The 26,521-nt window shown below is 72.3% G+C and carries 19 protein-coding genes; 13 read left to right on the top strand and 6 right to left on the bottom strand.

Annotated features, from left to right (window positions below; all coding sequences use genetic code 11):
- Positions 1–40: 40 nt before the first annotated feature.
- The 4 genes from ACIP9D_RS22050 to ACIP9D_RS22065 are packed head-to-tail and all read left to right on the top strand — an operon-like array spanning position 41 to position 8,473.
- Entirely contained in the window at positions 41–2,671 is a 2,631-nt protein-coding gene (locus tag ACIP9D_RS22050) for a glycoside hydrolase family 38 C-terminal domain-containing protein (protein ID WP_350873917.1), read from the top strand.
- Positions 2,668–5,205, top strand: coding sequence for a glycosyl hydrolase 2 galactose-binding domain-containing protein (locus tag ACIP9D_RS22055; protein ID WP_350873918.1), 2,538 nt, complete (start codon positions 2,668–2,670; stop codon positions 5,203–5,205). The genes ACIP9D_RS22050 and ACIP9D_RS22055 overlap by 4 nt, the downstream gene beginning before the upstream one ends.
- Entirely contained in the window at positions 5,205–7,088 is a 1,884-nt protein-coding gene (locus ACIP9D_RS22060; RefSeq protein WP_350873919.1) for a hypothetical protein, read from the top strand. The genes ACIP9D_RS22055 and ACIP9D_RS22060 overlap by 1 nt, the downstream gene beginning before the upstream one ends.
- A complete protein-coding gene (locus ACIP9D_RS22065) occupies positions 7,085–8,473 on the top strand; it encodes a GH1 family beta-glucosidase (RefSeq protein WP_350873920.1) in 1,389 nt (462 codons plus the stop codon). Before ACIP9D_RS22060 ends, ACIP9D_RS22065 begins: the two co-directional genes overlap by 4 nt.
- A gap of 75 nt (positions 8,474–8,548) precedes the next feature.
- On the opposite strand, the gene ACIP9D_RS22070 is transcribed toward ACIP9D_RS22065, so the two are convergent.
- From ACIP9D_RS22070 to ACIP9D_RS22090, 5 genes are read right to left on the bottom strand one after another with little or no spacing between them, the layout of a single operon-like run.
- Positions 8,549–9,205 (bottom strand): aspartate/glutamate racemase family protein, encoded by a 657-nt coding sequence (locus ACIP9D_RS22070; RefSeq protein ID WP_350873921.1) that lies wholly within the window; start codon positions 9,203–9,205, stop codon positions 8,549–8,551.
- Positions 9,202–10,005 (bottom strand): TIM barrel protein, encoded by an 804-nt coding sequence (locus ACIP9D_RS22075; RefSeq protein WP_350873922.1) that lies wholly within the window; start codon positions 10,003–10,005, stop codon positions 9,202–9,204. The genes ACIP9D_RS22070 and ACIP9D_RS22075 overlap by 4 nt, the downstream gene beginning before the upstream one ends.
- Positions 10,005–10,895, bottom strand: a complete 891-nt coding sequence (locus ACIP9D_RS22080) for a hypothetical protein (RefSeq protein ID WP_350873923.1) — start codon at positions 10,893–10,895, stop codon at positions 10,005–10,007. The genes ACIP9D_RS22075 and ACIP9D_RS22080 overlap by 1 nt, the downstream gene beginning before the upstream one ends.
- Entirely contained in the window at positions 10,892–12,358 is a 1,467-nt protein-coding gene (locus tag ACIP9D_RS22085) for an FGGY family carbohydrate kinase (protein ID WP_350873924.1), read from the bottom strand. The genes ACIP9D_RS22080 and ACIP9D_RS22085 overlap by 4 nt, the downstream gene beginning before the upstream one ends.
- Complete coding sequence (locus ACIP9D_RS22090) at positions 12,355–13,677, bottom strand: four-carbon acid sugar kinase family protein (RefSeq protein WP_350873925.1); 1,323 nt, start codon at positions 13,675–13,677, stop codon at positions 12,355–12,357. Before ACIP9D_RS22090 ends, ACIP9D_RS22085 begins: the two co-directional genes overlap by 4 nt.
- 139 nt (positions 13,678–13,816) lie before the next feature.
- Between ACIP9D_RS22090 and ACIP9D_RS22095 the strand changes: the two genes are divergently transcribed.
- From ACIP9D_RS22095 to ACIP9D_RS22105, 3 genes are all read left to right on the top strand, one after another.
- Positions 13,817–14,620, top strand: coding sequence for a DeoR/GlpR family DNA-binding transcription regulator (locus tag ACIP9D_RS22095; RefSeq protein WP_350873926.1), 804 nt, complete (start codon positions 13,817–13,819; stop codon positions 14,618–14,620).
- 125 nt (positions 14,621–14,745) lie between these two features.
- On the top strand, positions 14,746–15,318 hold the full coding sequence (locus ACIP9D_RS22100) for a sigma-70 family RNA polymerase sigma factor (RefSeq protein WP_350873927.1): 573 nt from the start codon (positions 14,746–14,748) through the stop codon (positions 15,316–15,318).
- A complete protein-coding gene (locus ACIP9D_RS22105) occupies positions 15,315–16,397 on the top strand; it encodes a hypothetical protein (RefSeq protein WP_400450673.1) in 1,083 nt (360 codons plus the stop codon). Before ACIP9D_RS22100 ends, ACIP9D_RS22105 begins: the two co-directional genes overlap by 4 nt.
- 88 nt (positions 16,398–16,485) lie before the next feature.
- Here the strand turns inward: ACIP9D_RS22105 and ACIP9D_RS22110 are convergent, their stop codons facing one another.
- Positions 16,486–16,953, bottom strand: a complete 468-nt coding sequence (locus ACIP9D_RS22110; RefSeq protein WP_350877442.1) for a hypothetical protein — start codon at positions 16,951–16,953, stop codon at positions 16,486–16,488.
- A 221-nt stretch (positions 16,954–17,174) separates the two neighbouring features.
- Between ACIP9D_RS22110 and ACIP9D_RS22115 the strand changes: the two genes are divergently transcribed.
- The 6 genes from ACIP9D_RS22115 (at position 17,175) to ACIP9D_RS22140 (ending at position 26,500) form a co-directional block, all read left to right on the top strand.
- Positions 17,175–18,992 carry a glycoside hydrolase family 3 protein gene (locus ACIP9D_RS22115; RefSeq protein ID WP_350877440.1) on the top strand — a complete coding sequence of 606 codons (1,818 nt, stop codon included), beginning with the start codon at positions 17,175–17,177 and terminating at the stop codon, positions 18,990–18,992.
- A 10-nt stretch (positions 18,993–19,002) separates the two neighbouring features.
- Positions 19,003–20,310, top strand: coding sequence for a DUF1343 domain-containing protein (locus ACIP9D_RS22120; RefSeq protein WP_350877438.1), 1,308 nt, complete (start codon positions 19,003–19,005; stop codon positions 20,308–20,310).
- 10 nt (positions 20,311–20,320) lie between these two features.
- The gene (locus ACIP9D_RS22125) at positions 20,321–22,135 is read left to right on the top strand and encodes a serine hydrolase (RefSeq protein ID WP_350877436.1); all 1,815 of its coding nucleotides are present in this window, start codon (positions 20,321–20,323) and stop codon (positions 22,133–22,135) included.
- A gap of 331 nt (positions 22,136–22,466) precedes the next feature.
- Positions 22,467–24,350, top strand: coding sequence for a KUP/HAK/KT family potassium transporter (locus tag ACIP9D_RS22130; RefSeq protein ID WP_350877433.1), 1,884 nt, complete (start codon positions 22,467–22,469; stop codon positions 24,348–24,350).
- A gap of 75 nt (positions 24,351–24,425) precedes the next feature.
- On the top strand, positions 24,426–25,277 hold the full coding sequence (gene pdxY / locus ACIP9D_RS22135) for a pyridoxal kinase PdxY (RefSeq protein ID WP_350877431.1): 852 nt from the start codon (positions 24,426–24,428) through the stop codon (positions 25,275–25,277).
- Positions 25,278–25,420: 143 nt separating this feature from the next.
- Positions 25,421–26,500, top strand: coding sequence for a glycoside hydrolase family 19 protein (locus tag ACIP9D_RS22140; protein WP_350877429.1), 1,080 nt, complete (start codon positions 25,421–25,423; stop codon positions 26,498–26,500).
- The last annotated feature ends 21 nt before the right edge of the window (positions 26,501–26,521 follow it).

The raw sequence follows: 26,521 nt of genomic DNA on the forward strand, positions 1-26,521 counted from the left end.
CCACATCGGCGCCGCACACCGAAAGGCATCGACTTTCCCCATGCACAGCGCGAACCCGCAGTCCGGCACCCGCCGGCCGACGATCCCCCGCCAGCCGGCCCCGCCCGCCGGACGAGCCACCCGCGGCGCCCTGCACATGATCGGCAACGCCCACATCGACGCGGTGTGGCTGTGGCCGTGGCAGGAGGGCTACCAGGAGGCAAGGGCCACCTTCCGCGCCGCCCTGCAGCGCATCGACGAGTATCCCGACTTCGTCTTCACCTGCGACTCCGTCGGCTATCTCGCCTGGATAGAGGAGCACGATCCGGAGCTGTTCGCGCAGCTGCAGGAGCAGGTACGTGCCGGCCGGTTCGAGATCGTCGGCGGCTGGTGGGTCGAACCGGACTGCAACATTCCCGGGGGAGAGGGCTTCGTCCGGCACGCGCTCTACTCGCAACGGTTCCTCGCCGACCGTTTCGGGAAGATGGCCTCGGTCGGCTGCAACGTCGACCCCTTCGGGCAGAACGCCACCATTCCGCAGCTGCTGACGAAGTCCGGTATGGACAGCTACGTCTTCATGCGTCCGCAGCCGCACGAGGCGCAGCTGCCCGGGCCGACGTTCTGGTGGGAGGCGGCCGACGGCTCGCGCGTGCTGGCTTACCGGATCCCGCACGAGTACTGCAGCCCGGCCGGTCACCTGGGTGTGCACGTCGGCAAGGCGCTGGCTCAGCTGCCGCACACCAGTGACCCGCTGATGTGCTTCTACGGGGTGGGCAACCACGGCGGCGGCCCGACGCGGGCGAACATCGACAGCATCCTGGAGCTGGACCGCAGCGACCAGTACCCGCAGATGCTCTTCTCCACGGTGCGGGCGTTCTTCGACGCGGCGGTCGCCGGCGGGAGCCTGCCCGAGTACGCCGGTGAGATCCAGCCGCACGGGGTGGGCTGCTACTCGGCGCACTCCGGCATCAAGAAGCTGATCCGGCACACCGAACACGCGCTGCAGGCCGCCGAGAAGTGGACGGCGGTCGCGGGGGCGGTGGCCGGCATGCCCCGGGTGACCGATCAGCTGGAACACGCCTGGCGGCAGGTGCTGCTCAACCACTTCCACGACACCGCGGCCGGCACCGCGCTGCCCAGCGCGTACGACGACGCGCGCGACCAGCTCGGCGAGGCCCGCTCGATCGCGGCCCGCCTGCAGAACCAGGCGATCCAGCGGATCAGCCGGCAGATCGACATCCCCGACGAGGAGCGGATGGCCCCGCTGGCGGTGTTCAACCCCCACCCGTGGCCGGTGCGGGACACCGTCGAGGTCGAGTTCGGCAGCGCGCTCGGCAACGGTGCGATCGTCGCGGTCGACGACGCGCAGACGCGGACCGCCGTGCAGGTCGCCCCGTCGGTGACGCTGACCGGCGGGCGACGGCGCCTGGTCGTACCGGTGGAGCTGCCTCCGCTGGGCTACCGGCTCTACCGGCTGTATCCCGACCACGGCGTGCCGGCGGAGCAGCCGGCCGGCGCCGAGCCGGTGCTGGAGAACGAGCACCTACGCGTCGTGGTCGACCCGGCGACGGGGTGGCTGTCCAGCCTGGTGTGCAAGGCCACCGGCGCCGAGCTGATCGATGACGACGCCGCTCGCGCCGGGCACGCGGTCGTGCTGGACGACCAGACCGACACCTGGGGGCACGGCGTGGTCTCCTACCGCGACGTGATCGGCGCCTTCGCTCCTGTGTCGGTACGCCTGGTCGAGTCCGGCCCGGTCCGGCAGGTGCTGCGGGTGCGCAGCGAGTACGGCGAGTCGACCCTGACGGAGGAGTTCGTGCTGGCCGCCGGGGCGCGGCACCTCGAGGTCCGGGTGACGATCGATTGGCACGAGCGGCTCCGGATGCTCAAGCTGCGCTTCCCGACCGCCCTGACCGACGTCACCGCGACCCACGCGATCCCGTACGGCCATCTGGAGCGCACCGCCGACGGGCACGAGACGGTCAGCCACTCGTGGGTCGACGTGTCGGGCGAGCTGTCCGGCCGCCCGGCCGGCCTGTCGGTCCTCAACGACGCCAAGTACGGCGTCGACGTGACCGGCGGCGAGATCGGCCTCACCGCGCTGCGCAGCCCCGCGTACGCCTGGCACACGCCGCAGCCGCTGCCGGCGGACGGCGACTACGAGGTCATGGACCAGGGTGTGCAGCGGTTCACCTACCGGCTGCTGCCGCACGCCGGTGACTGGCGGGCCGCCGGCACGGTCCGCGTCGCGGCCGAACTCGACCAGCGGCCGGTCGCGCTGCTGGAGTCGTACCACTCCGGGCCGCTGCCGCAGCAACACTCCTTCGCCGCCGTGTCCGACGCCGACAACGTCGTGATCACGGTGGTCAAACGGGCCGAGGACGGCGCGGACGACTACGTCGTACGGGGCTACGAGACGGCCGGCGCGGCGGCTGAGGCCACCATCGACCTGCCGTTCCTCGGCCGTACCCTGACCGCCGCCTTCGGCCCGCACGAGATCAAGACGCTGCTGGTCCCCGGCGACCCCACCCGGTCCGTCGTCGAGACCGATCTGCTGGAACGCCCCGCGCCGGCGACCGACGCGAGCGACGCGACCGGAGCGACCGAAGCGACCGGTCCGGCCGACGAGCCAGCGGAAACCGGCGAGCCGGTGGCTGCCGACGAGGCGGCGCGAGCGGGCGAGGTGGCATGATCCAGGTGACCAGCCTCGACGCGGGCTGGCAGCTGCGGGGGTTCCTCGGTGACGACTGGCAGCTGCACCGGGCCCAACTGCACGCCCGCGACAACCGCGACGACGGGCAGCGGTGGGTGCCGGCCCGGGTGCCGGGCAGCGTGCTCGCCGACCTGCTGGCCGCCGGGCAGATCCCCGATCCGTACGTCGGCACGCAGAGCCTGCTGTCGGAGTGGGTGCCGCAGCGGACCTGGGTGTACCGCACCCGGCTGAGCACGCCCGGGCTCGCCGCAAGCGAGCGGGCCTTCCTGGAGTTCGACGGCATCGACTACGCGGGAACCGTCTACCTCGACGGCGAACGGGTCGCGACGCACGAGGGCACCTTCGTCCCGCTCGTGGTCGAGGTGACCGGGCGGCTCGATCCAGGCGAGCACAGCCTGGCCGTGGTCATCGATCCCGCGCCGGAGAGCGAACCGCAGGTCGGCTACACGGCGGCGGTTCGCGTGCACAAGGGACGGATGGGCTACGGCTGGGACTTCTGCCCCCGGCTGGTGCACCAGGGTCTCTGGGCACCGGCCCGGCTGCGGACCACCGGGCCGCTGCGGCTGGCCGACGTGTGGGCCCGCCCCACCGTGACGGGCGCGGTCGGGCGGGTGACGATGACGCTAGAGGTGGACGGCGACGCCACCGGCGCGACGGCCGAGTGCAGCCTGCACGACCCGGACGGCGTCCGGGTCGCCGCGGCGACCGTGCCGCTGAGCTCGGCGACCACCGAGGTCGCCATCGACGTCGAGTCGCCTCGGCGGTGGGAGGTGAACGGGTGGGGCGAGCCCTACCGGTACGCACTGCGCACCGTGCTGCGCGACCGCGACGGACGGCGCAGCGACGAGCACGAGACCCCGGTGGGCTTCCGGGACGTGCACTTCCGTCGCGACGCCGACGCCCCGCCGAGCGCCTTGCCCTATCGGCTCGTGGTGAACGGCCGCCCGACCGACATCAAGGGCTGGAACTGGGTACCCGCCGACGCCCTCTACGGCGCCGTCGACGAAGCCCGGCTGCGGCACCTGCTCGGGCTGGCTCGGGACGCCGGTGTGACGATGCTGCGGGTGTGGGGCGGCGGCCTCATCGAGAGCGATACCTTCTACGACCTGTGCGACGCCTACGGCATCCTGGTGTGGCAGGAGTTCGCCCTTTCCAGCTCGGGGATGCGTAGCGTGCCCAGCGACGACGAGGCATTCGTCGCCCGGATGGCAGCCGAGGCCGAGCGGATCGTTCCCGCTCGGCGCAACCACCCCAGCCTGGCCATCTGGTGTGGCGGCAACGAGTTGCAGCGGGCCGACGGCGTGCCGTTGGCCGACGAGGATTCCCCCGTGCTGGCAGCCCTGCGCGACGCGGTGGCGCGGCTCGACCCGGACCGCCAGTGGCTCCCGACGTCACCGTCCGGTCCGGTGTTCGGCAACACGCTGGACAGCGTTCGGGGCGGGCCCGACCACCACGACGTGCACGGACCGTGGGAGCATCAGGGCCTGTCCGACCACTACCAGCTCTACGACGAAGGCCGCGGCCTGCTGCTCAGCGAGTTCGGTGTCGCGGGCATGAGCAACGTGCGCGCGATCGAGTCGGTCGTGCCCGAGCCGGACCGGAAAGTCCCGACGACCGGCAACCCGGTCTGGGACCACCTCGGCCGGTGGTGGAACAACGAACCGCTGGTGCAGCAGGCGTTCGGCGGGGAACTCCACGACCTCGCGGCGCTCTCCCGGGCCAGCCAGTTCCTGCAGGCGGACGGGCTGCGCTACGCCGTCGAGGCCAACCGGCGCCGGCCGGCGAACTGCGGGGTGCTGCCCTGGCAGCTCAACGAGTCGTTCCCGAACGGCTGGTGCACCGCCGCCGTCGACTACTTCGGCGAGCCGAAGGCTGCCTACCACTACGTACGTCGCGCCTACCGGCCGCTGCACGTCTGCGCGGCCCTGCCCGCGCCCCGGATCAGCGGCGACCGATTCGCCGCCACCGTGTGGGCGTGGTGGGACAACGACTCCGGCCCGGTGACCGTCACCGCCCGGGTGCGCTGCCTCGACGGCCGTGCGGTGGCGGACGCGCAATGGTCGGCCCCGCTCGCCGAGGGGCGACCGCACCGGTTCGGTGAGATCCGGTGCGCGGTGGCCGAGTTGAGCGGCGGGCCTTTCCTGCTAGACCTGTCGGTGCAGGCGGACACCGACGTGCGGACCAACCGCTACCTGCTCACCGCCGGCGTCGACTTCGGCGCGCTGCTGACCCTGCCGCCGGCCCGGATCACCACCGAGCTGCAGACCGACGGTCCGACCTGGACGCTGCGTGTGCGCCACGAGACGGGGCCGGCCGTCCCGTTCCTGCGGGTGCTCGACGCCCGCCCGGCCGGCGAACCGGGCTGGCTGAGCTGGGACGACAACGCCATCGACCTGCTGCCCGGCGAGGAACGCGTGCTGCACGGCCGGTGGGACGGCGTGCCACCCGAGCAACGGCGAGTACGCCTCGACGGCTGGAACCTGGCCGCCCAGACAGTGACGGAGACCGACTGATGGAGCCGACCTGGCTGGACGAGGCACGACTGACCGTCAGCGGGCTCGATCCGGAGCTGTTCGAGGTGCGGGTGCGCGCCGCGCCGACGCTCACCTCCGCCGGCGGCGTCACCGTCACGATCACCGCCACCCATCGGGGCGCCGTGCCGGCCGAGGCGCGGCTGCGGGTGTCGGCCACCTTGCCCGACGCCGACGATCCGTACTGGCTCATCCCGGGGCTGTTCTACGGCGAGAACCGCCCCGCGGAGAACGCGTGGCTGTTCCCGCGCTTCGCGCGAACCGTCGACGAGCCCGCGGACCCGCAGCGGTTCGTCTCGCCGGCGTGGAGCTTCCGGGCCGACCGGGCGGCCACCCCCGCGGTGTTCGCCTGGGGGGCGGCCGGCGGGCTGGCCCTGGCCGTCGACGAACACAGCCCGCTCGGCATGGCCGGGATCGGCTTCGCGCACGACGCCGACGCCGCCCTGGTGCACGCCGACTTCCCGTACGTCGAGGCGCCGGTCAGCTACCTCGGCAGCCAGCAGCCCGCGACGCCATTGGCGCAGACCCACGTCTGGCAGCCGGGCGAGCGGCAGACGGTCGAGGTGTGCCTCTATCGGCTGCCGGACGATCGGCACGCGTACGCGCCGGTGCTGCGCGAGCGGCACGCCCGGTCCGCCACGACCCCGCTGCAGCCGTGGGTCGGGGTGGCGGAGGCTGCCGAGTTGGCCGCGTACGGGCTGCACCGGTGGCACTTCCGCCCGGACCCGGCCGTGTTGCTGGAGACGGCGGCGTTCGACCGCGAGTTCAACGACAACGTCAAGGGCCTGGGTGACCGGGGCGCGATGCACGTCGCCTGGATCAGCGGCATCCCGTACGCGCACGCGCTGCTGGCGTCCGGCCGACGAAGCGGCAACGCCGACCACGTGGCCGCCGGCGCGGCGGTCATCGACCACATCTGTGCCAACCTCGCCCCGGCGGGGACGTTCTGGGGGCAGTGGACCGCCGAGCGTGGCTGGGGCCAGAGCTGGACGCCGGTCCGTAGCGGCCTGCACGCCCGTACCCTCGCCGAGGCGACCCTTTTCCTGCACCGCGCGGTCCGCGGCGAAGAGGCCGCCGGCACGACCCGTGCCGGCTGGCTGGACGCGGTACGCAGCAACCTCGACGTCGCGGTACGCAACCAGCGAGCCGACGGCAACCTCGGCAGCCTGTTGCACGCCGCCGACGGAGCGGTGCTGTCCTGGGAAGGCGCCGCCGGACTGACCTGGGTGGCCGCGCTCGCCGAGGCGGGCGAGCTCGACCCGCGCTATCTGGCCGCCGCCCGGCGCGGTGGCGACTACTACGGCCGGTTCGTGCACGAGGAGTTCCTGCACGGCGCGCCCGAGGACGTCGACCTTGCGCCGACCTCGGAGGACGGCTACGCCGCGATCCTGGCGTACGTCGCTTTGTGGCGGGCCACCGGCGAACGCCGCTGGGTGGAGCTGGCGCGTCGCGCCGCCGACTGGATGCTGACCTTCCGCTACAGCTACGACGTGACCTTCGACGAGCACACCCTGCTCGGCCGGTACGGCTTCCGCAGCCGCGGCGCCGACCAGGCCTCGCCGAGCAACCAGCACCTGCACTCGTACGGCCTGATCTGCGTGCCGGAGATGGTCGAGCTCGCCGCGGCCACCGGCGACCCGCACTACCTCGATCGGACCCGGGAGAACCTGGCCTGTTTCCGGCAGTTCATCGCCCGCGCCGACGGCGACTTCAACGCCTACCGGGGCATGGCCAGCGAACGCTACTACCAGACGGCCTGCTTCCAGGCGAAGGGCATGTTGCTGACGCTGTCGCACGCGTGGAGCGTCGGCGTGCTGCTGCTCGGCTGCGAGGCGGCAATCAACCTTCCGGAGGTCAGCTGGTGAGCCCGAACAAGCACCGCGAGCAACCGACGAACGGCTTCCCGCCCGGCTTCCTGTGGGGTGCCGCGACCTCCTCCTACCAGGTCGAGGGCGCCGCCCGCGAGGACGGCCGCGCACCCTCCATCTGGGACACCTTCACGGCGGCGCGCGGGATGGATTCCGGCGAGGAGGCCTGCGACCACTACCACCGGTGGCCTGCCGACGCCGACCTGATGGCCCACCTCGGCATGAACGCCTACCGGTTCTCGCTGGCCTGGCCGCGCATCGTCCCGGACGGGACCGGAACGGTGAACCCGGCCGGCCTGGCGCACTACGACCGGATGGTCGACGGCCTGCTGGAGCGAGGCATCACGCCGGTGCCGACGCTGTACCACTGGGACCTGCCGCAGGCGTTGCAGGATCGCGGCGGGTGGACCAGTCGGGAGACCATCGATGCTTTCGCGGCGTACGCCGAGGTGTGCCTCGACGCGCTCGGCGACCGGGTCGACACCTGGTTGACGGTCAACGAGCCGTGGGTGGTGTCCGTGCTGGGCTACCGGCTCGGCCTGCACGCGCCGGGGGAGCAGGATCTGCGCACCTCGTTGCTCGTCGCGCACCACCTGTTGCTGGCGCACGGCGCGGCGACGCAACGCATCCGCGAGCGCCGGCCGGCCGCCCGGGTCGGCATCCCACTGAGCCTCTTTCCCAACTACCCGGTCACCGACGACCCGGCGGACGCCGCCGCGGCGTGGGGGTCCGACGGCTACACCAACCGGTGGTTCCTCGATCCGGTGTTGCGCGGTCGGTATCCGGCGGACACCGTCGAGCTTTTCGAGAAGCTGGTCGGCCCGCTGGACTGGGTACGGCCCGGCGACCTCGACCTGATCGGCGCCCGCCCCGACTTCGTCGGCGTGAACTACTACACCCGCCGACGGATCAGCGCCGCACCCGCGGACGGCCTGCCCTGGCGGGTGCTGCCCGCGCAGCCGGGCGTCCCGGTCACCGACAGCGGCTGGGAGGACGTCCCCGAGGTGTTCCAGGACCTGCTGGTACGCCTGCACCGCGACTACGACATCCCGCTGCTGATCACCGAGAACGGCGGCGTCTGGAACGCCGAGCCCGGCCCCGACGGGCGGGTGCGCGACACCGGGCGGGTACGCGCGCTGCGCGCCCACCTGCTCGCCATGTCCCGGGCGATCGACGCCGGCGCACAGGTGCTGGGCTACCTGCACTGGTCGTTGCTGGACAACCTGGAATGGGCCGAGGGGTACGGCCAGCGCTTCGGGCTGATCCACGTCGACCGGGCGACCCAGCGGCGCACCGTCAAGGACAGTGCCCGCTACTACGCGTCGGTGATCGCCGCGAACCGGGTCGTCGACGCTACCGACGACCTCGACGGGATAGCGTGAGGTGACCCTGGTCGAGGGCACCGAGCCGGCCGCCCGGTGCCGGGCGGCCGGCGTGGCCATCAGCCGCGACGGCGGTCAACGGATGGCGAACGGGTGCAGCTGCCGTACGCCGGACCGGGGCGAGCTCAGCACCGGCACCGGCACCTGATCGGCGGGCAGCGCGTCGACCACCCGCGCCATGCTGGCCTGCGCCAGCACCAGCACGTCGACCTCGCCGCCGAGGCGGCGTACCTCGGCGGCGACGAGCTGGTCGTGCCTGTCGGGATCGCCGCCCCGCAGTGCCTCGAACGCACCGGGACACACCGACTCGCGAATCTCGCTCGGCTCGCCGCGCTCGCCGGCCTTGCGGCGCAGCAGGTCTCGGGTGGGTTGCAGGGTGGCGGTGAGGGTCGCCAGTACGCCGATGCGCGGGCCGAGGGTGACGGCCTGCTCGGCCATCGGCTCGTCGACCCGGTAGATCGGGATGCCCACCTCGGCACGCGCCTGCTCGGCCGCCTCGCCGATCGACGAGCAGGTGACCAGGACGGCGTCGGCGCCGGACTCCGCCGCGAACCCCGCGTAGCTGGCCACCCGGCGACGGGTACGCGGCAGCATCCCGTGTTCGACGGTGTCGCGGAGCAGCGTCTCGTCCACGATGTTGACCACATCGACCGGACCCACCTCGGTCCGGAGCAGGTCCGCGAAGACGGCGGGCAGGCCGGTGACCGTGTGCAGCAGGCAGATCCGAGTCATGCGGCTCGCTCCTCGGTCGCTCGCAGTTGCGGGTACCGCGCGGCGACGGCGCGGAGGCTCGCCGCCGTGGTCAGGGTGGGCTCGTACTCCAGACCTAGCCCACCCTGGTAGCCGGCCGCGGTCAGCGCCGAGAGCAGCGCGTGGACATCCAGGTCGCCGGTGCCCGGCTCGTGGCGGCCCGGGTGGTCGGCCAGTTGTACGTGGCCGAGCCTGCTGCCGGCCGCCGCGACCGCGCCGGTGACGTCGTCGCCCATCGCCGCGACGTGGTAGACGTCCAGCTGGAGCCTGACCGCCTCGTGGTCGATCTGTGCCAGGACGGCGAGCACGTCGACGACGCGGGGCAGCAGGTAACCGGGGATGTCGTGGTCGTTGATCGGCTCCACGACGAGGGTCCGGCCGTACCGCCGGGCGAGGTCGGCGGCCCAGCGCAGGTTGCCGGTCAGGCAGCGCAGCTGGTCGGACCCGTCGATGCCGGGCAGTCGGCGTCCGGCGAGGACGTTCACCAGCGGGCAGTCGAGGTCGCGGGCCAGGTCCAGCGCCTGCCGCAGCTGGTCGCGCCAGCGCACGACAAGTCGTGGATCGTTGCCGTAACCGCGCTCGCCGGCGGCGAGGTCACCGGCGTCCATGTTCAACAACCCGACCTGCACCCCGGCCGCGCGCACCAACCGCGTCACCTCGTCGGGTGCCAGCGGTGGCCAGGGAAACTCCACCCGGTGGAAGCCCGCTTCGGCCGCGGCGGCGAACCGTTGCCGCCACGGCAGCTCCGTGAAGAGCAGGCCCAGGTTGACGACAGGGTGCATCAGCCGGCCTCGGTCCACCGGCGGCCGTGCCGGTCGACGGTCTCGACCAGCCGCCGGAGCCGGGCGACGGACTCCTCGCGCAGCGCCACCGTCGGGTCGGCCGTGGCGAGGGCGTCGCGCCACAGCGCCCGACCGGCCAGCATCCCGGACGCCCCGGCGCGGCAGGCGGCCTCAACGGCGGCCGGGAAGTCCGCCGTCTCCACGCCGTTGGAGAGCACCACCCAGGGCCGGGCGAGCTGCCGGTCCAGCTTCTCGCAGGCGGCCACGAGTTGTCCGAAATCCCCACGCCCTTGGCGGGGCACCTGGGCCTTGTAGAGACTCGGGTCGAGCGGGCCGAGGGCGGCAGCGGCGTCGAGGATGGCCGCGTCGAGGTCGAAGTCCCGCTGCCCCGGCGCGGCGACGGCGACCGGTTCGAGTACGGAGAGCAGTCCCGCCCGCCGGCAGAGCTCGACGAAGCGGGCGGCCATCGCCACCCGGCGCTCCTCGCCGCCGTCCCGCTTCCACATCACCAGCAGCTTCAACGCCACCACGCCGTCCCGCCGGGCCTGGTCGAGGTCGACGTCACCGTCGATGGCAGTGTCGTCCACCGGCTCGCCGGGCGGCTGGGACAGCGCGTCGACGGCGAGGATCAGCCCGCAGTCGGTCGGCAGCAGCCGGTCTCGAACGAGTTCGGCGTACGCGTGGTGCCGGTCGATGAGGAACGCCGAGGCGTGTGGCGCCAGCGTCGTGGCGACCTCGAGCTTGAACGAGGTGAGCGCCGCGTCGTCGGCGGGCCGGCCCTGCTCGTTGAGCATGGTGCGCAGGCTCTCCCGCTGGTCCATGGCGACCATGGTGAACGTTCCGGTGGCGCGGGCGAGCCGGTCCAGGGTCGGTGGCGGTGTGACGGTCACAGGGCTTCCTCACTGTCGGGAGAGGGGGTGACGGCGGCGGTTGCGAACGGCAGGAACTGCGACCGGTACGCCGCTTCCCACTCGGGCGCGGCCCCGGGCGTCGGTCGTGGCGATGGTCCGGGCGGCGGCGTCTGCGGGATGCCGAGCGCCCGTCCGGCGAGCTGGGCCGCGCCGAGCGCCGCGCCACAGTGCCCAGGCAGCACGACGACGGGGGCCGGGGTCAGCTGAGCTTTGACCCACATCCAGGTGGGGTTGGCGGTGGGCCCGCCGAAGACCCGCACCGAGTCGGGTTGGTGACCGCTGATGCTCACCTGGGTCTCGATCATCCAGCGCACCTGCATGCAGAGCCCCTCCAGGACGGCCCGACCGATGTCGGCGAGGGTGTGCTCCGGGCGGATGCCGTGGAAAGCCAACGTCCGGTGTGGATCGGGCTCGGGGCTGGCCCTTCCGTGCAGGTACGGCTGCACGGTGATGCCGGTCGGCGGGCGGGGCGGCGGGCCGACGAGGTCGCTGAACCACTCGTGCCGGTCCGGCTGTCGGGCAGGCGCGATCCGGTCGAGCAGCCACTCGACCAGTCCGCCGCTGCTGGACAGGCCGCTGATCAGGCAGAACGACCGGCCGTCGACGAACGGGCCGACCGAGTTCCCGGTGGCCCGCACGGCTGGGGGCGGCACCGCGACGACGGGGCTGAGGACCGCCTCCGCCGTGCCCATGGAGTCGGCCACCTGGCCGGGGGCCCGGACCCCGGCGGCCCAGGCGGCGACCAGGTGGTCGTGCCCGGCGACGACGACCGGGGTCCCGGCGGGCAGCCCGGTTTGCCGTGCCGCGGTGGCGGTGACCCGCCCGGCGACCTGGTCGGCGGCGAGCACCGGCGGCAGCTGCTCGGGTCGCAGTCCGGCCAGGTCGAGCAGTTCGGGCCGGTACTGTCCGGCGGCGATGTCGAACCCGCCGGTACGGGCGGCCAGCGTCGGGCTGGTGGCGGCCGTGCCGGTGAGGGCGGTCACGACCAGGTCGGCGGCGTTCGCCCAGCAGGCCATCCGCCGCAGGACGTCCGGGTCGTGCTGGCGCAGCCAGATCCAGCGGGCCAGCGGCAGCTTCGCGCTCGGGTGCAGCCCGGTGGTGACGAAGAAGTCCGCCGGTCCGACGGCCTCGGCCAGCTGCTCGGCCTGCCGGCCCGCGCGGCGGTCCCGCCAGTGCAGCAGCTCTCCGACCGGCGCGCCGGCGGCGTCCAGCGGTACGCCGGTCTCCGCCATGCTGGCCACTCCGAGGGCGACCGGTGGGACACCGGTGACCGCCACACAGTCCGCGAGCAGTCGCAGCGCGGTGTCGCGCAGCGCCTCGGCGTCGGGCGGGGTGGGGGCCTGGCGTTGGGCCACCGGGCTGCCGTCGGTGCGGTAGACGCCGGCCTTGGTGTGCGTGGTGCCCACGTCCAGGCCGGCCAGCAGCGGCTCGGCCTCGCTCACCGGTCGTCCCGCTGGGCGTGTGGAGACCGTCCGGCGGGCGCCGTGGCGATCCGGTCGAGGATGTCCCGCAGGGTGCTGTCGGCGCCGACGTTGCCGGGCACGATCACGTAGGACGAGTTCTTCCCGGACGTGTGCAGATCCCAGACCGGCACGCCGGGCAGGATCTGCCCGCGCACCCGGGCGCTGGTCGCGCCCAGCGCCTCGGTGGCGAGTCGGGCGGAGGTGATGCCTCCCTTGGCGACGACCAGGTCCACCTCGGCCGCGAGGTGCCGCACGGTCCCGACGAGGTTCTCCATGAGCAGCTCGGGTGCGGCGGGGACGGTGCCGTGCCGAGGCGTCCGGTCGGTGGCCACCAGCGCCCTGCCCTCCCGGTCGAGACGCTCGCGTACCGCTTTGGCCAGCAGCTGATCCTCGCCGTGCTGCGCACTGACCGGGATGTCCACGCGCCGATGCCATAGGGCGCCCAATGCCCGCAGCTGCCGGGTGCTGGCGGTGGTGAACGAGCCGCAGGCGATCAGGACCCGGCCGGGGGTTGGTAGTTCGAGACGCGCCAGCGGCCGCGTGGACAGGCCAGCCAGGGCGGCGGCGAGCGAGGCGGCGCAGCGGACCACCACCCGGGCGCCCCGGGCCTGCGCCCTGATCAGGCCGGCCGCGATAGCCAGCACATCGGCGTCGCTGACACAGTCGGGGACCACCACCGCCTCGGGCGCCGCGCCCAGCAACGCCTCGGCGACCGCGTCCGCTCCGCGCTCAGCCAGCCGGGCGAGCGGCACGGTCACCGCATGTCGGCGGCCGCCGCTGACCTCCCTCACCCAGTCGCTGAGATGCCGGCTGCGGTAACCGAAGTCCGGGTCTCGGGCGAACTCGGTGTCGGCCACCGGAACTGCCCCGTTCTCGGTCCGCAGATAGTGGACGCCGTCGCGCGTGAAGCGGCCGCCGTCGAGGAACGCGGGCACGAACAGCACCGGCGTGTGCGGCGCCACTGCCTCGGCCTCGGCGATCACGTGACCGCGTAGCGTCGAATCTCCACGCAGGATCAGGGTCGGTGGACGCCCGACCGCCCCGCCGGCCGCCGCTACCGTGCGGGCGATGTCGCCGACCAGCGCGGTCGCGGCGCGTTCGGTGAGCGCCCGGCTGTTGGACAGTACGAAGGTCGCGCGCTGCGTCGAGGCGAAGAAGCGGTCGAACGCGGCCCGGTCCGGTCGCAGGATCACCTCGACATCGCTGACGGACTGGGTCCCGGTGGGGTCGTCGTCGACGATCACCTTCGGACGCCGGTCGGCCGCGATCTCCGCCCGCCATGCGGCGGATTTCTCCACGCCACGTCCTCCGTTCCGGTCACCGGCTAGAGAACTCACTCTCCGACCGACGACCAAAGATGTCAAGGGTTGGACAACTTTCGTCCGACAACGGTCACCAGGGGGGCGAGGCGCGGTCCGGCGCCGGTACGGTCTAGCCGTGACAGGTGCACAGCCCGCAGGCGAGGAGCAGATGCGCTACACGTCCGCCCCACAGCGCAGGGAGGAGATCCTGCGCTGGATGCGCCGTACCGGCTACGTGTCGGCACCCGAGCTCAGCGCCAGATTGTCGGTGTCCGACCGCACCGTGCGGCGCGACCTGCAGCGACTCGCCGACCTCGGCCTGGCCGAACTCGTGTACGGCGGCGCCTTCCCACCGGGCGGTGTACGGCCCGGCTCCCCGTTCGGCACCCGTTCCCAGGCACAGTCACGCCAGAAGCAGGCCATCGCCCACCAGGCGTTGCGGTTCGTCGAGCCCGGCGCCACGATCGGCATCGACGCGGGCACCACCACGCTCGAACTGGCTCGACTTCTGCCGCCCGCCAGCGACGTCACCGTGGTGACCCATTCGCTGCCCGCCATGGCGGCACTCGGCGAACGCTCCGACGCGACCCTCATCGGTCTCGGTGGGCTCCTCCACCCGGCCACCCAGGCGTTCACCGGACCAGACACCGTGACCGCGGTCAGCCGGCTCCGGATGCACACCTTCTTCCTGGCGGCCAGCGGTCTGACCAACCGCGGCGCGTACTGCAGCACCCCCCTGGACGCCGAGGCGAAGCGGGCCTTCATCGCCGCCGCCGACCGGGTCGTGCTGCTGGCGGACTCGTCCAAGCTGCGCCAGACCGCGCCGGTGCCGATCTGCGATTACGTCCAACTCGACGCCGTCATCACCGACGACGGGGTGACCGAGGCCGACCGTGCCCAGCTGGCCCCGGTCGCCAGCCTGCTGATCGCCGGCAGTTAGGCGGGGCCGCACAAGATGGGCTGATTCGGTGGCCCGTCGCAGGCCCGTGGGGTCTGGAAGATTCGGATCGATCGCCCCGTACTTCCGACCGGGCCTGTCACGATTGGGGCCCGACCGGACATGGGATGGACGTGAGCTCCGGCATCGAGCACGAGGACCGCTTCCGACGGGTCTACGCCGAGGACTTCGAACCTCTGCTGGCGTACGCCCTGCGCCGCGTCGAGCATCCCGAGGACGCCGCAGACGTCATCGCCGAGACGTTCCTCGTCGCCTGGCGCCGTAGGCACGAGTTGCCGGCCGACGCCGAAGCCCGGCTGTGGCTGTACGGCGTCGCCCGCCGGGTGCTGGCGAACCACCACCGGGGTGGCACCCGCCGGCAGCGGCTGGGTGAGCGGTTACGGCAGCAGATAGCGGCCGTGGGCGCCGTCGACCCGGGCCGCGAGGTTCCCGAACGGCTCGCCGTCCAGGCCGCGCTGGCCCGGCTGGGCGAGCTGGACCGGGAGGTGCTGATGCTGCACGTCTGGGAGGGCTTGCAGCCGCGTGAGGTGGCCGCGGTCCTGCGGGTGAGCCCGGCCGCGGTCCGTACCCGCCTGTCGCGCGCGCGAGCCAGGCTGCGTGAACTCGTCGGTGACGCCCCCGGCCCACCCGGACATGTACTCGACGTCCTGACCGCACCCACCCCGAAGGAGGGCAGATGACCGAGGAGCACCTCGATCGGATGGTCCGAGACGCCGATCCCTACCGACCCGATGTCATCGGACACCTCGACGGGGCGAGGCAGAGCCTCCTGGAGGAAATCGTGTCCGAGCCGACCCCCGGTCGCGTCGTCGAACCATCCCAACCGCGCTCCCGAGCGCGCCGCGCCATGGTTCGCCGCTTCGCCGGCGCGCTGACCGCGGCCGCGGTTCTCACCGGCGTCGTGGCCGCGTCCACCATGCTTCGCGAGCCTCCGGTCGACCGGCAGGCCGCACCCGTCGACAGGCCCAGCGCGAGTACGCCCGTCGTCTACTCGCCGGTGGCGATGAAGGCCGCCGAGAAGAACCCGCGGCTGCTGATCAACCAGCCCGGTTGGCGGGCGACCACCGTCTACGGGTTCGCCGAGCAGCAGGGCACCATCGCGTTCAGCAACGGCGGGCGACAGTTGGAGATGAACTGGTATCCGGCTGAGTACTACCACGACTTCTACGCGGACCGGCTCAACGTCAGCCCACCGGAGCCGGTGCGGGTGGACAGTTGGCCGGGTGAGCTGTTCCGCTACAGCGCCGGCGACTTCGCGGTCATGCTCCGCCCCCGCGACGGTGTCTTCGTCGAACTGCGTACCGGCGGCCGCTGGAGCCGCCACGAGTTCGACCGGGTCATCACCGCCGTCGTGCGCGTCGACGTGCGCACCTGGCTGGCCGCGCTCCCGCCGGAGATCGTCACGCCGGAGCGGGTGGACGCCCAGGCGGCGAAGGTGCTGGCCGAGGTGCCGCTGCCACCGGGCTTCGACGCCGCCGCGCTGGGCGACCTCGGTACCAACGACTCCTACCAGTTCGGCGCCGAGGTCACCTCAAGGGTCGGCTGCGCCTGGATCGCCGAGTGGCTGCGCGCCAAGCGGACCGGCGACGACGCGGCTCTCCAGCGGGCCGCCGACGCGCTGCGCAGCAGCCACCAGTGGCGGGTGCTGCACGAGATGAACGAGCAGGGCGACTGGCCGGAGGTGTTCTGGCGGATCGCCGACGAGGTCGCCGCGTCAGGGCCGCCGGCCGGGTACGACAGCGCCTTGGGCTGCGACTGACCGGACAGCCGTCGCGCCACGGGGGCGACAGTCGTCGTGCCGGGCAGCATCGGCTGCCCGGCACGACGAAGCGGCGCAACGTCGGATGTCAGCCGCACCAACCCGACTTGTTGTTCCCCGCGTTGGAGTCCGTCGGTGGGTAGTAGATGTTGCCGATGACCCAGATGCATTTTCCGCTGGCGTAGGCGGTCACCGGGCCGGCGTAGTACCGGTAGGTGCCGTGGTCCCGGTCGTCCGCCGACAGCAGCCGGCAGTTGCTGGTGCCGGACGAGCAGACCCACAGCTCGACCGACATGACTTTGCTGACGCCCCAGGTGTTCGCACTCGACACGGTGCGCGCGCAGTTGTATCCGCCGCTGTAGTAGATCTCGACGTACCCGTACCTCGTCGAGCCGTTGATGGCCACGTCTCCGTAGAGATCGAAGCCACCGATCTTGGAGCCCGAACAGGTGCCGGTGGCGGCCTGCGCCGGCGGGCTGGCGAGGAACGCGCTCGCGGTGGTGAGAAGCACGAGCGCGGCGAGCATCGCCAGGATGCGCGATCGCGAGGTGGTCAAGGGTGCCTCCGTTCTCTCGGTGCCGCGCGGCGGCGAGTGGCGGAAACAGTCACCTGGTCGTCCGCGGCGGCTCGGGACCGGCACAGTCGACATCGGTCCGCGCCCGCCGCCCAAGTGATTCGAGCCAGGTCGAATTCCGGCCGTACTTCTGTAGCTAACCTTCTTGACGATCCATAGGCATGTAGCTAAGTTTCAGTCATCGGACTGAGAGGTGGCCGTCTATGCGTACCCGTCTCGTCGCCGCGACCGCTCTGGTGGCCACCCTGACGGCCAGCCTCGCGCCGCCTCCCGCCCACGGCGCCGCTGCGCCGGCGGGCCGGGCCGCCGAACACGGCTGGGTCACGTCCACCCTGCGGCACATGAGCCTGGAACAGAAGGTCGGCCAGCTCTTCGCCACCTACGTCTACGGCGGTGATGCCGTCGAGCCCACGGCCGCCGACCGCGCCGCGAACCGGGCGGCATTCGGCGTCGAGACGCCGGCCGAGGTGGTCGACCGGTTCCACCTCGGGGGCGTCTGCTACTTCTCCTGGTCGCACAACCTGGACGACCCCCGACAGATCGCCACCCTCTCCAACGGCCTTCAGCGCGCCGCCGTCGGCGACGGCGCGAAGGGCCGGGTGCCCCTGCTCATCTCCACCGACCAGGAGCAGGGCGTGGTGCTGCGGATGCCCGCCCCCGCCGCGCAGTTCCCCGGTGCGATGGCGCTGGGCGCCGGGCGATCGCCCGACGCCGCCAGGACGGCGGCGAGGATAACCGGGCGCGAGCTGCGTGCGGTCGGTGTGCATCAGCCGTACGCGCCGATCGCCGACGTCAACGTCGACCCCGGCAACCCGGTGATCGGCGTGCGGTCCTTCGGCGCCGATCCCTCGCTGGTGGCGGACCTCACGGCGGCGCAGGTCACCGGCTTCCAGGACGGCGCCGGCACGAGCGCGGTGGCGAAGCACTTCCCCGGCCACGGCGACACGGCCACCGACAGCCACACCGGTCTGCCGGTGATCGACCACAGCCGGGCGGAGTGGGACCGGATCGACGCGCCGCCGTTCCGGCGGGCGATCCGCGCCGGCGTCGAATCGATCATGACTGCGCACATCGTGGTCCCCGCGCTCGATCCCTCCGGCGATCCCGCGACGCTGTCGCCGAGGATCCTCACCGGCGTGCTGCGCGGTGAACTCGGCTTCCGGGGGGTCATCGTCACCGACGCGCTGAACATGGCCGGGGTGCGCGCCAAGTACGGCGACGAGCGGGTGCCGGTGCTCGCGCTGAAGGCCGGCGCCGACCAGCTCCTGATGCCGCCGGACCTCGCGCTGGCGCGGGACGCGGTGCTGCGGGCCGTCGCCACCGGCGAGCTGACCGAGCGGCGGATCGACGAGTCGGTCCGGCGCATCCTCGGCCTGAAGTACCGCCAGGGGCTGGCCCGCTCACCGCTGGTCGACGTCGACGAGGCGGTACGCACCGTCGGCGCGGCCGAGCACCTCGCCGCCGTCGCCCGGGTCACCGACCCGACGCTCACCGCTGTGCGCAACGACGCCGGGCTGCTGCCGCTGCCCCGCGCCGACCGGTCCGTGCTGGTCACCGGCTGGGACAGCGCCGCCTTCGCCCCGGTCGCGACGGTCGCCGGCGGGTTCACCGCCCGCGGCGCCCGGGCCACCGCCCGGCCGGCGACCCTGCCCTCCGACGCGGTGATCGCCGCGACCGCCACCCAGGCCGCCGAGCACGACCTCACCGTTGTGCTGGTGAACAAGGCGTGGGACACCACCGTCACCGACCCGCGCGCCACGCAGCGCCGGCTCGTCGCGGCGCTGCTCGGCACCGGAAAGCCCGTGGTGGTGGTGGCCGTCCGGGACCCGTACGACATCGCGTACCTGCCCGGCGTGAGCACCTACCTCGCGACCTACTCGTACACCCGGGCGGCGATGGACGCGCTCGTGCGCGCGCTGCACGGCGAGCTGTCCCCTCGGGGTCGGCTGCCCGTCACGATCCCCACGGCCGAGGGCGCGGGCACCGTGCTCTACCCCTACGGCCACGGCCTGACCTGGTAGGAGGCAACCCATGCAGCGCAGGAATTTCCTGGCCGGCGCGGTCGGCACCGGCGCGCTCGGCGCCGGCGCCGGGGCACTCGGCGTCGGCGCGGCGCTGACCCCCGCGGCGGCCGACCCTGGCGTCCGCCGGGTCCAGACCGGCCTCGACCGGCTGGTGGCCTCCGGGTTCGCCGAGCTGGCCGGCGAGCGGGTCGGCGTCGTCTCCAACCCGACCGGCGTCGACGCGGCCTACCGGCACCTCGTCGATCTGATGCACGGCTCGGGCCGGGTGCGGTTGACCGCGGCGTTCGGTCCCGAGCACGGCTTCCGCGGCTCGGCGCAGGCCGGCGGGAGCGAGGGCACCGGCGTCGACGCGCGCACCGGCATTCCGGTCTACGACGCGTACGGCGCCTCGCTGGCCCGCTGGGAGAGCATGTACACCGAGGCCGGGGTGGACACCGTCGTCTTCGACATCCAGGACGTCGGCGTCCGCTTCTACACCTACATCTGGACCATGTACACCTCGATGGTCGCCGCGGCCCGGGTGGGCAAGCGCTACGTCGTGCTGGACCGACCCAACCCGATCGGTGGGCGGGCCCGCGGTCCGATGATGACCCCGCCGTACACCTCCGGGGTGGGCCTGAAGGAGATCGTCCAGCAGCACGGCATGACGGTCGGGGAGCTGGCCCGGTTCTTCAACGGCACGTTCCTGCCGGTGGAGGCGGGGCGGCCGGTCGAGCTGGAGGTGGTGCGGTGCCGGCACTGGCGGCGCGACGACCTCGCCGCCGACACCGACGTGCCGTGGGTGATGCCCAGCCCGAACATGCCCACCCCGGACACCGCGCTGGTCTACCCGGGCACCGGCCTCTTCGAGGGCGTCGCGTCGATGACCGAGGGGCGGGGCACCTGCCGTCCGTTCGAGCTGATCGGCGGGCTGGCGACCGACTTCGACCACCACTGGAGTGACCGGCTCAACGCCCGTGACCTGCCCGGCGTCGAGTTCCGCGAGGCGTACTTCTCGCCCACCTCGGCCGGGCAGAAGCCGGACCTGCTCAACAAGCTCTGTGCCGGCGTGGAGGTCAAGGTCGTCGACCGGGCCGTGTACGACCCGATCCGTACCGGCGTGGCGATGCTGGTCGAGGCGCACAAGTATCCGGCGTTCGCCTGGCGCCGCGACTCGTGGGACACCGTCCGCCCGTACTGGATCGACAAGCTCACCGGCTCACCCCGGCTGCGTACCCAGATCGACGCCGGAGCCGACGTGGACGACGTCGTCGGCGCCTGGGCCGACGAACTCGCCGCCTTCAACCGGCTGCGCAAGCCCTACCTGCTCTACTGAGGAGTGCGCCTTGACCACGTCGTCGCGTCGCCTGCTCCACGCCGCCGCCCGCCGCCCGCTCGCGCTCGGCCTGGCCGTGCTCGTCCTGGGCACGTCCGCGCCGGCCGTCGCCGCGCCGCCACCGGCCGGGTCCGGGCCGCCGACCGTCACCCCCGCCGACCTCCAGTTCAGGCACGACACGCTGCGCCCCGGGAACGCCCGCGAGGTCGGTCTGCTCCCGGAGCAGGTCGATCGCATCCCGGCCGACCTGGCGGCCTACCTTCAGCCGACGCCGGACCACCCCGGGCATCCCACGTACGCGGGCGCGGTGGCGCTGGTGGCCAAGGACGGCGTGGTGGTCCAGCACACCGCGGTGGGCGCCGCGGTGCGCTACGCCTCCGTCGGGCCGCCCCCCGAGCTGGTCGGCGTGGAGCTCCCCGCCGACCAGCAGCTGCCGATGCGGCCCGACACCATCTTCGACCTGGCATCGGTGTCGAAGCTGTTCACCACGATCGTCCTTCTGCAGCAGGTCGAGCGGGGGAGGGTGGCCCTGGACGCGCCGGTCGCCCGGTACGTCCCGGAGTTCGCGGCCGGCGGCAAGGAGTCGGTCACCGTCCGGATGCTGCTCACCCACACGTCGGGCCTGCCCGCCTTCACGCCGCTGTGGAGCCGGTACCCGACGCCGGAGGCCCGGTTCGCCGCGGCGCTCGCCACGCCCCTCGCGGCCGGTGCGACGCCCGGCAGCCGGTACGTCTACTCCGACCTCGGCCTGATCGCGCTGGGCGTGCTGGTGGAACGGGTGACCGGCCGGCCGCTCGCCGAGCTGGTCCGTGACGGTGTCACCGGGCCGCTGGGCATGGTCGACACCGGCTACAACCCGGGGCCGGAGCTGCGCTCCCGGATCGCCGCGACCGAGTACCAGCCGTACGCCGGGCGCGGCATGGTCTGGGGCGAGGTGCACGACGAGAACGCCTGGTCGCTCGGGGGAGTGGCCGGGCACGCCGGAGTCTTCTCCACCGCGGCCGACCTGGCCCGCCTCTGCCAGTCACTGCTCAACGGCGGCGAGTATCGCGGGCGACGGATCCTGCGGGCGGGCACGGTGCGGGAGATGCTGGTCAACTACAACGCGCCGCTGGAGTCGGCCTATCCCGAGAGCGACCGGGGACTCGGCTTCGAGCTCAACAAGCACTGGTACATGATGGGGCTCTCCTCCCCGGTGACGTTCGGACACACCGGCTTCACCGGCACGTCCCTCGTCGTCGATCCGCTCTCGCACTCGTTCGTCATCCTGCTGAGCAACCGGGTGCATCCCGATCGCGGCTGGGGCAGCAACAACGTCGCCCGGAGCGCGGTCGCGCGCGATCTCGCCGAGGCGATGCCGGTGCGACCCCGCTCGGGCAGCGCGTGGCGGGCGGACCCGGGCGACCGCGTGACCGCCACGCTCACCGCCCCACTGCGTAGAGCGGCACGGGGTGGCACGGCCAGCTTCCTTCTCTGGTACGACACCGAGCCGCGCTACGACAGCGCGCGGCTCGAGGTCTCCACCGATGGGGGCGAAACCTGGGCCCCCGCCCGGATGCTGCTGCGCCACGGGGACCGGCGGTGGACCGCCGACGGCACGGTGACCGGTTACGGCGGGCGGGACTGGTGGCAGGTCTCGGTGGCGCTGCCCGACCAGGCGAGCCATCTGCGTTTCAGCAGCACGACCGACGGCTCGGGCCAGGGCCGTGGGGTCTACGTCGACCGGATTCTGGCGGTGGACCGGGACGGGTTGCTCTTCCACGGCGAGGGCGGCGCGGACGCCGCTCGACTCGTCGCCGACGACTGGTCGCCCGCGCGCACCTGACCGCGTCTGCCCTGCTCGGCATCGTGACGGCCGCCGCCGGCGTGCACGCCGGCGGCGGCCGCACCGGGCGATGGTGGCGGTGGACCCGACCCGTCCGTCCGGGACGCCCGCCGACACCAAGGCCTGCATGAATCGACGGGACCGGCCACGTATGGCGCGTTTCTGCCGGTAATGTCCGCATGTCGAGCCGGCCGAGGACGGGTGGGGCGCGCGGCGGCTGGTGGCCGGCGCGGGGAGGATCGCCGTGAGCGAAGGGCAGCAACCGGGTAGGCCGGTTCGGGGACCGGCATCACGGTCGTTGCGGCCCCGCGCTCCGCTTCCACGTGAGACGGTGCGCCTCGCGGTGGTGGTCGGTGCGCTCGGGGTGGTGTTCGGTGACATCGGCACCAGCCCCATCTACACCCTGCAGACCGTGTTCAACCCGAGCGATCCGCATCCCGTCCCGGTCAGCACGGAGAACGTGTTCGGCGTGGTGTCCCTGGTGTTCTGGTCGGTGATGATCATCGTCACCGTCACCTACGTGCTGCTCGCGATGCGCGCCGACAACGACGGCGAGGGCGGCGTCATGGCCCTCATCACGCTGCTGCGGCGGATGAACGCCCGCGGCGGCCAGCGAGCCGCTCCGGTACTGGCCGCGCTGGGCATCTTCGGTGCCGCGCTGTTCTTCGGCGACAGCATGATCACGCCGGCGATCTCGGTGCTGTCCGCGATCGAGGGCATCAAGGTCGTCGAGCCCTCGCTGCAGGAGCTCGTCATACCGATCACCGCGGTGATCATCATCGCGCTGTTCCTGGTGCAGCGGCGCGGTACCGCAGCCATCGGCCGCTTGTTCGGGCCGGTGATGATGCTCTGGTTCGTGACCATCGGCATCGCCGGTATCGCCGGTATCGCCGAGAACCCGGCCATCCTCAAGGCGCTGTCGCCGACGTACGCGCTGCACTTCCTGGCCGGCCATTTCGGCATCGCGTTCTTCGCCCTGGCCGCGATCGTGCTCGCGGTCACCGGGGCCGAGGCGTTGTACGCGGACCTGGGGCACTTCGGCCGCCGGTCGATCACCCGGGCGTGGCTGTCGCTGGTGTTCCCCGCGTGCGTGCTGAGCTACCTCGGTCAGGGCGCGCTGATCCTGGCCGACCCGGGGAACATCAGCAGCCCGTTCTTCCTGCTCGTGCCCGGCTGGGGGCGGCTTCCGCTGGTGCTGCTGGCCACCGCCGCCACGGTGATCGCCTCCCAGGCCGTGATCACCGGGGCGTACTCCGTCGCGTCGCAGGCGGCTGAGCTCGGCTATCTGCCCCGGCTACGCATCACGCACACCTCGCAGTCCACGGTGGGCCAGATCTACGTCCCATGGATCAACTGGCTGCTGCTGGTCTCCGTGCTCACCCTGGTGTTCGCGTTTCGCAGCTCGACGGCACTGGCCTTCGCGTTCGGTATGGCGGTGACCGGCACCATCACCATCACCACCCTGCTCTTCTTCTACGTCGGTCGTTGGCGATGGAACGTTCCGCTGTGGTTGCTGGGCCTCGGCGCCATCCCGCTGCTGGCGGTGGACCTGCTGTTCGTCGGGGCCAACGTCACCAAGCTGCTCCACGGCGCGTGGTTGCCGCTGCTCATCGGCCTCACGGCGTTCACCATCATGACCACCTGGCAGCGGGGCCGCGCGATCGTCACCGAGGATCGCCAACGCAGCGAGGGATCGCTCCGCGACTTCGTCGAGGAGTTGCGCGACAGCAGGTCCTCGACGCTGCGCGCCCCGGGCACCGCCGTCTTCCTCAACCGGGGCAAGCAGACCGCGCCGTTGGCGATGCGGGCCAACGTCGAGCACAACCACGTGCGCCACGAGCACGTCCTGATCCTCTCCATCGAGACCGAGCCGGTGCCCCGCGTTCCTCCGGACCGGCGGATCACCGTCGACGACCTCGGCTACGCCGACGACGGGATCACCCACGTCACAGCCCGCTTCGGTTACATGGAGTCCCCGGACGTGCCCGAGCTGCTGCGGACGCTCGACCCGGCCGCCACGGAGGGTCAGCTCCAGCTGGAGGAGGCGTCCTACTTCCTGTCGAAGATCGAGCTTCGGGCCGGCGACAGGCCGACGATGGCGCCCTGGCGCAAGCGGCTCTTCATCGCCACTTCCTACATCACCGCCGACGCGGCCGAGCACTTCTGCCTACCGCGGGAACGAACGGTCATCATGGGCTCGCGCATCGAGATCTAGGTGCCCGAAGTGGGTCATCCGACAGAAGTGGCAGGTGGTAGGGGTGGCGGCGGCGGGAACCGCCATGATGGGCTGGTGAAGATCCTGTCCATCCAGTCCTCGGTCGCCTACGGCCACGTCGGGAACTCCGCGGCCACCTTCCCCCTCCAGCGCCTCGGCCACGAGGTCTGGCCGGTGCTGACGGTCCACTTCTCCAACCACACCGGCTACGGTGCGTGGCGCGGGCCGCTGCTGGCCCCGGACGACGTGGCCGAGGTCATCGCGGGTATCGCCGATCGCGGAGTCCTCGGCAGCGCCGACGCGGTGTTGTCGGGTTACCAGGGCGACCCGACGATGGGCGCGGTGATCCTGGACGCGGTGGACAAGGTCAAGGCCGCCAACCCGGAGGCGGTGTACTGCTGCGACCCGGTGATGGGCGACGTCGGACGCGGGATGTTCGTCCGGCCCGGCATCCCGGAGTACCTGCGCGACGTCGTCGTCCCACGCGCGGACATCATCACCCCGAACCACTTCGAGCTGGACTTCCTCGCCGGCCGTAGGACGAACTCCTTGACGGAGGTGCTGGCGGCGGTCGACGTGGTGCGCGCGACGGGGCCGCGGCACGCCCTGGTCACCAGCGTGCTCCACGACGACGTGCCCACGGGGTCGCTGGAGGTCGTGGCCGTCTCGGACGAGGGTGCCTGGGCGGTGACCACGCCGCTGCTGCCGATCAACCCGAACGGCGGCGGCGACGTCACCGCGGCGCTGTACCTCGCGCATCTGTGGACGACGGGCTCGCCCGCGACGGCACTGGAACGCACCATCGCCTCGGTCTTCGCCGTTCTCGAGGCGACCCTCGCGGCGGGCACCCGGGAGATCCAGCTGGTTGCCGCTCAGGACGCGATCGCCGATCCGCCGGCCAGGTTCACCGCCCGGCGGCTGCGCTGACCGACCCCGCGACGGCTGCCGAGGCGCGAGGAGAGTCCCCGCCGAATCAATAGTAAGGATTGTGAACAGAAGATGTTACAGTCACTCCTGTCGATGTAACCCCCTGGCCGTCGGCCGTGGTGTTCCCAGAAAGGAGTGATCACATGTCGAGACTTCGCGCCCTGGTCGCGCTTGCGGCGTTGGTCGTCGCCGGCGCGCTGGTGGCGATCATCCCGTCGACCCCCGCATCGGCCGCGGCCTGTGCGGCGCCGTGGCAGTCGTCGGCCGTCTACACCGGAGGCGTCCAGGTCTCCCACAACGGCCGCAACTACCAGGCCAAGTGGTGGACCCAGAACGAGGCGCCGCCGGGCACCACCGGCGTCTGGCAGGACCTCGGAGCCTGCGGAGGCGGCAGCACGCCGCCGCCCGGGGGAAGCTGCACCTACCCGAACTGGGTCGCCGGCACCTGGTACGCCACCGGAAGCGTCGTGCGGTACACCAACGGCCAGTACTACATCGCCGAGCACGACAATCCCGGCTACGACCCCGTCATCAGCACCTGGTACTGGGAGCCCTTCACCTGCGGGGGCCAACCGCCGACCACCCCGCCGCCCACCAACCCCGGTGGCTTCGTGGTCAGCGAGGCGCAGTTCAACCAGATGTTCCCGGGCCGCAATTCCTTCTACACGTACTCCGGGCTGGTCACCGCGCTCAGTGCCTACTCGGCGTTCACCAAGACCGGCAGCGCCACGGTCCAACGACAGGAGGCGGCGGCCTTCCTGGCGAACGTGCACCACGAGACCGGCGGGCTCGTCCACATCGTGGAGCAGAACACCGCGAACTACCCGCACTACTGCGACCCCGGCCAGCCCTACGGTTGCCCCGCCGGCCAGGCCGCCTACTACGGTCGCGGGCCGATCCAGCTGAGCTGGAACTTCAACTACAACGCCGCCGGGAACGCCCTCGGGCTGCCCCTGCTGACCAACCCGTGGCTGGTGCAGAACGACGCCGCGGTGGCCTGGAAGACCGCCATCTGGTACTGGATGACCCAGAACGGCCCTGGCACGATGACCGCCCACAACGCGATGGTCACCGGTGCCGGGTTCGGCGAGACCATCCGCAGCATCAACGGCTCGATCGAGTGCAACGGCGGCAACCCCGCGCAGGTGCAGAGCCGCGTCACCAAGTACCAGCAGTTCGTCGGCATCCTCGGCGTCGGAGCCGGAGCCAACCTCTACTGCTGATCCGCGACCGGGCCTCGCCAC

It is taken from the genome of Micromonospora sp. NPDC093243 (assembly GCF_044753725.1).
Lineage (GTDB): Bacteria > Actinomycetota > Actinomycetes > Mycobacteriales > Micromonosporaceae > Micromonospora.

What these genes read in the sequence shown, in the direction of transcription:
- ACIP9D_RS22050 (WP_350873917.1), top strand. Translation starts at nt 41, where the DNA reads ATGCACAGCGCGAACCCGCAGTCCGGCACCCGCCGGCCGACGATCCCC.
- ACIP9D_RS22055 (WP_350873918.1), top strand. Translation starts at nt 2,668, where the DNA reads ATGATCCAGGTGACCAGCCTCGACGCGGGCTGGCAGCTGCGGGGGTTC.
- ACIP9D_RS22060 (WP_350873919.1), top strand. Translation starts at nt 5,205, where the DNA reads ATGGAGCCGACCTGGCTGGACGAGGCACGACTGACCGTCAGCGGGCTC.
- ACIP9D_RS22070 (WP_350873921.1), bottom strand. Translation starts at nt 9,205, where the DNA reads ATGACTCGGATCTGCCTGCTGCACACGGTCACCGGCCTGCCCGCCGTC.
- ACIP9D_RS22075 (WP_350873922.1), bottom strand. Translation starts at nt 10,005, where the DNA reads ATGCACCCTGTCGTCAACCTGGGCCTGCTCTTCACGGAGCTGCCGTGG.
- ACIP9D_RS22100 (WP_350873927.1), top strand. Translation starts at nt 14,746, where the DNA reads ATGGACGTGAGCTCCGGCATCGAGCACGAGGACCGCTTCCGACGGGTC.
- ACIP9D_RS22105 (WP_400450673.1), top strand. Translation starts at nt 15,315, where the DNA reads ATGACCGAGGAGCACCTCGATCGGATGGTCCGAGACGCCGATCCCTAC.
- ACIP9D_RS22115 (WP_350877440.1), top strand. Translation starts at nt 17,175, where the DNA reads ATGCGTACCCGTCTCGTCGCCGCGACCGCTCTGGTGGCCACCCTGACG.
- ACIP9D_RS22120 (WP_350877438.1), top strand. Translation starts at nt 19,003, where the DNA reads ATGCAGCGCAGGAATTTCCTGGCCGGCGCGGTCGGCACCGGCGCGCTC.
- ACIP9D_RS22140 (WP_350877429.1), top strand. Translation starts at nt 25,421, where the DNA reads ATGTCGAGACTTCGCGCCCTGGTCGCGCTTGCGGCGTTGGTCGTCGCC.